General features: G+C 70.5%; 4 protein-coding genes. 3 read left to right on the forward strand and 1 reads right to left on the reverse strand.

Annotation, left to right across the window (positions count from 1 at the left end; all coding sequences use genetic code 11):
- Positions 1–44: 44 nt before the first annotated feature.
- From A5714_RS24695 to A5714_RS24705, 3 genes are all read left to right on the forward strand, one after another.
- Entirely contained in the window at positions 45–1,436 is a 1,392-nt protein-coding gene (locus A5714_RS24695) for a glycine--tRNA ligase (protein ID WP_068065729.1), read from the forward strand.
- Positions 1,437–1,594: 158 nt separating this feature from the next.
- Complete coding sequence (locus tag A5714_RS24700) at positions 1,595–2,830, forward strand: PPE family protein (protein ID WP_068289897.1); 1,236 nt, start codon at positions 1,595–1,597, stop codon at positions 2,828–2,830.
- A gap of 467 nt (positions 2,831–3,297) precedes the next feature.
- A complete protein-coding gene (locus A5714_RS24705; protein WP_068065797.1) occupies positions 3,298–3,528 on the forward strand; it encodes a hypothetical protein in 231 nt (76 codons plus the stop codon).
- A 12-nt stretch (positions 3,529–3,540) separates the two neighbouring features.
- Here A5714_RS24705 and A5714_RS24710 read toward each other — a convergent pair.
- The coding region (locus tag A5714_RS24710) for a hypothetical protein (RefSeq protein WP_068289901.1) at positions 3,541–4,948 on the reverse strand (1,408 nt) is incomplete at its 5' end.

A 4,948-nucleotide genomic window follows, 5' to 3' on the forward strand; every position in this document is an offset into this window, starting at 1 on the left:
CCGCGGCCACCCGTCGCGCCCGCTTGTCCGAGCTGAGAAAGGGAGTGGAGCGCCCCGTGGCGTCCGTCATCGACACCGTAGTGAACCTGGCCAAACGGCGTGGCTTCGTCTATCCCTCCGGGGAGATCTACGGTGGCACGAGGTCGGCGTGGGACTACGGCCCGCTCGGCGTCGAGCTCAAGGAGAACATCAAGCGGCAGTGGTGGCGCGCGGTGGTGACCGGCCGCGACGACGTCGTCGGCCTCGACTCCTCGATCATCCTGCCGCGCCAGGTGTGGGTCGCCTCCGGGCACGTCGAGGTGTTCAACGATCCGCTGGTCGAGTCGCTGATCACGCACAAGCGCTACCGGGCCGACCACCTCATCGAGGCCTACGAGGCCAAGCATGGGCACCCACCGCCCAACGGCCTTGCCGACATCCGCGACCCGGACACCGGCGACCCCGGCCAGTGGACCGAACCGCGCGAATTCAACATGATGCTCAAGACCTACCTCGGGCCCATCGAGACCGAGGAGGGGCTGCACTATCTGCGCCCGGAAACCGCCCAGGGCATCTTCGTCAACTTCGCCAACGTGGTGACCACCTCGCGCCGCAAACCGCCGTTCGGGATTGGTCAGATCGGCAAGAGCTTCCGCAACGAGATCACGCCCGGCAACTTCATTTTCCGGACCCGCGAGTTCGAGCAAATGGAAATGGAGTTTTTCGTCGAGCCGTCGACCGCCAAGGAATGGCACCAGTATTGGATCGACACCCGCCACCAATGGTATGTCGACCTGGGTATCGATCCGCAGAACATGCGGTTGTTCGAGCACCCCGCCGACAAGCTCTCGCACTACTCCGACCGGACCGTGGACATCGAGTACAAATTCGGCTTCGCCGGCAACCCGTGGGGCGAACTGGAAGGCATCGCGAACCGCACCGATTTCGACTTGTCAACGCACGCAAAGCATTCCGGTGTCGACCTGTCGTACTACGACCAGGTCAGTGACACCCGCTACGTCCCGTACGTGATCGAGCCGGCGGCCGGGCTGACGCGGTCGTTCATGGCGTTCCTCATCGACGCCTACGTCGAGGACGAGGCCCCCAATGCCAAAGGGGTGCTGGAGAAACGCACGGTGCTGCGCCTGGACCCGCGGTTGGCGCCCACCAAGGCGGCGGTGCTGCCGCTGTCGCGGCACGCCGACCTGAGCCCCAAGGCGCGCGACCTCGCCGCGGAGTTGCGCCAGTACTGGAACATCGATTTCGACGACGCCGGCGCGATCGGGCGCCGGTACCGCCGCCAGGACGAGGTCGGGACGCCGTACTGCGTGACCGTCGATTTCGACTCCCTCGACGACCACGCGGTGACGGTGCGCCGCCGCGACGACATGACGCAGGAACGGGTCGGCATCGACGCCGTGACCGATTACTTGGCGACCCGCCTCAAGGGCTGCTAATCCCCGGCCCCACCGAGCGCCGAAGCCCCCAATTAAGGGTTGAATAAAGAACCGGCCGTAACCGCCGAGCATGCCTTAAGATCCGGTTTTGGGTACTTACTCGCCGCGGGTGGGTGTCGGGCTGTGCAGAACGTGCCGTTTCGGTCGGTTGGGTTGTGATGATTCCTGCTTTTGCGTTCTTTCCCCCGGAGATCAACTCGGCGTTGATGTACGGCGGCGCGGGATCGGGCCCGTTATTCACCGCCGCCTCGGCGTGGGACATGCTGGCCGCCGAACTGGCGGACGCGGCCGCGTCGTTTCAGGCCGTGATCACGCAGTTGGTCGCCGGCGCCTGGTCGGGCCCGTCGTCGGCGGCCATGGTGGCGGCGGCGGAACGCTACGTGGAATGGCTCAACGTGGCCGCGGCCCAGGCGGCGGCCGCGTCCACGCAGGCCAACTGGGCGGCCAGCGAATTCGAGGCGGCATTCGCGGCGACGGTGCCCACCCCGCAGGTCATCGAGAACCGGATCCGGCTCATGGTCTTGATCGCGACCAACTTCCTGGGTCAGAACTCCACGGCGATCGCGATGACCGAGCTCGAGTACGGCGAGATGTGGGCCCAGGACGTGGCGGCGATGCTCGGCTACCAGGCAGGGGCCACGTCCGTGGCCGCCACGTTGCCGGCCTTCACCGCGGCGCCGGTTGGCCTGGCCGGCCTCGCCGGCTTGGTCACCACGCCGCTGGCCGAACTGGTGTCGCAGTTCGCCGGGGCGCTGTCGTCGGCGGGTGTCTCGCTCTTCCCGCAGCTGCAGTCGGTGTTCATGGCGCTCTCGCCCGCGATCTCGACGGTCACGTCGCTGATGTCGACGGCCTCGGCGCCGGTGTCGACGCTGACGTCGGTGGCGCAGGTCGGGCTGCTGCCGGCGACCGCGCTGATGTCGCCGATGGTGGCGGCGGCGCAGGGATCGGCCCAAGGGGCGCCGACGCTGGCCGGTGCGACCGCCGCGACCAGCGCGGCCTCCGCGGTCGAGGCCCCGCTGGCCGCGGGTAGCGCCGTCTACGCGCTGCAGCCGATCGCGGCCGGCGGCGGCGGGGGACTGAGCGCCCTGGGCGCGGCGTCGGCGGGCATCGGCACCGCCCGATTCGTCGGCCCGATCGCGGTGCCCCCCGCGTGGCCCGGGGCGATGCCGGCCTACCTTCCCACCCCGGCGATCGCGGGGGTGGCTGTCTCGCCGACCGCGGCCGGGGCGGCCGGCGCGGTGGGTGCGGCCGGCGGGACCCCCGTGACGGCGATGCCGATGAGCCGGCGGGGCGCGCCGGAGGGCGAGGACCGCGAGGTGGTCGGCCGCGGTCCCGGAGGTCGGCACGTGGTCCAGCAGCGCCCACGCGTGGTGCCGCGATCGAAACGCGGCTAGCACGCATTTAGCGGTTCGTGATTCGTCGGGCGGCCAATGTTTCGGTTCCCAGGCGGGAATTGTTCTGTCGCACGTTGTGCAAACGCGCGCCGCCTCCCGGGGTGCGGCGGCGGGGCTGCGGTCCTAACGCCGCGCCGCTGCCCGACGTATCGGAAACGATTGTCGGGCAACGATTTCGGGGCAACACGTCGGGCTCGGCCCGTCCGCTCACCCCCGGCTGTCGTCGTTGCGTCGGGCTCGAGCCCCGCTGCGCGAGCGCCCGTTGTGCCTGAGAACGTAAAACAAATTCGAGGTTTTGCGGCCATTGCTCTCCGATTGATTTACTATGTGACCCGTTAGGTGTTGTTAAGTTCGCCACAGCGTCCGAACGCACCGGAAGTCTGCTGTTGAAGGGGGCAGGGGTGCTATTGCCTCTAGGTTCACCATTGCCGGACGACTCCGTCGAGGCGGTTCGCGGCGACTCCGGCATGCTCGGCGGCCTGTCCGTCCCGCTGGTCTGGGGCGTGGCCGTGCCGCCCGACGACTACGACCACTGGGCGCCGAAGTCCGACGTGACCGCCGACGCCGACACGACCGACCGGCCCCGCCCCGCCATGGTGACCGAGGACTGGAAGGGCTGGGCGGCCGGAGACGCCGAACCACGCTTCGAGATGCCGCGCACCGGCCGCGTGGTGCCGCACTCGCCCGCTGCCGGCTAGGAGCCGGGCCGGTCAGAACCGGCCGCCGCCGCCCATGAATCCCCCGCCGGAAGACGTGGGCGCACCGCCGAACGACGTCGGGCTCCACCCGCCGAAGCCGCCCCGCATCCCGGCGCTCAGCGTGTCGCCGATGATGATCCCGCCGAGCATGGCGCTCAGGTCGCTCCCGCCGCGGCGGGTGTAGACGCGCTGCGCGGTTTGCACGTCCTCGTTGGCCAGCGCCTGGGCCCGCGCGGCTAGCGTCGACGCGGCGTTGGCGTGGGCGATCGCCTCGGTGGGGTCGGTTGCGCGTTTGCCCTGCGCGGCGTCGAGATGGCGTTGGGCCTCCGCGAGCCGGGTGCGGGCCTCCGGGCCGACGCTGCCGCGGCGGGTGTCGATGTAGTCGGAGACCGCGCGCACCCGGGTCTGCGCGGTGAACAGCGCCTGCTCCAGCGACCGGGTGAGCTGTTCGGCGGTGGCCTGCTCCTGGGCCAGCGTGGCCAGCATCCCGTTCAGGTCGGAGTCGGCCTTGGTCAGCCGGGCGAAGGCCGCCAGCGGATCGTCGGCGGCGCCCGCCCGCGCGCCCTCGACGGCGCTGGCTGCCGCTTCGCGGGCCGCGGTGAGGTCGTCGCGGTGCGCGGCGTCGGCGCCCGTGCGCCGCAACAGCTCGTCGGCGCGCTGGATGTCGTTGCCGATGTCGGCCATGGCCGACGGCAACCGGTCGACGGCGTGCTGGATGTCCCCGGCCGCGTGGTCGATCGCGTCGAGCAGGGCGCCCGCCTGACCCAACGCCGCCTCGGCGGCGCGGACCGCATCCACCAGGCCGGCCTGCTGCCCGCTGACGGCGTGCGCGGCGAGTTCGCGCGCGGTGCCGATGTTGCGGTCGGCGAAGGTCAGCCGCTCGTTCGCGGCCGTGACGTTACCCGCGACGGACGTCAGCGCGCTGGCGTGGAATTCGTTGTGCAGCTCGGCGAGCCGCCGCTCCGCCGGCGCGATGCGGGTGGTGAGCTCGACATACCGTTGGGTCAGCGCGTCCAGCCGGGACGGGGCGTTGATCACCAGGTCGCGCAGCTGCTCGAACGCCTCGGTCTGCGACTCCAGCTCGCGGTCAGCGCGCGCGGCGGCGACGACGACCTGGGTCAGCAGGTCGCGGCGCCGCTCCGGGGTCTCGGGGACGCCGTCATCGAGCTCTTGGCGCACGCTGAACGCCTGCGACAGCGCGGCTTTGGCGTTGCTCACCGCCTGGGTGAACGGCCGGGTCCGCTCGTCGCCGAATTCCTCGACGGCCAAGTCCAGCTCGTTGGCGCTGGTGCGCACGGCGTTGTCGACGTCGACGACCAGCGACCGGGACAGGTCGTCGAGCGCCTCCAGCGGCACCGCGGCCAGGGCGGCGGCGTCGGTGGGGTCGACGCGCAGCCGTCGGCGGGCTGCTCGCTGGAAT

Origin of the sequence: Mycobacterium sp. E2462 (assembly GCF_001672685.1) — a bacterium.
GTDB lineage: Bacteria > Actinomycetota > Actinomycetes > Mycobacteriales > Mycobacteriaceae > Mycobacterium.

What these genes read in the sequence shown, in the direction of transcription:
- A5714_RS24705 (WP_068065797.1), top strand. Translation starts at nt 3,298, where the DNA reads ATGCTCGGCGGCCTGTCCGTCCCGCTGGTCTGGGGCGTGGCCGTGCCG.
- A5714_RS24700 (WP_068289897.1), top strand. Translation starts at nt 1,595, where the DNA reads ATGATTCCTGCTTTTGCGTTCTTTCCCCCGGAGATCAACTCGGCGTTG.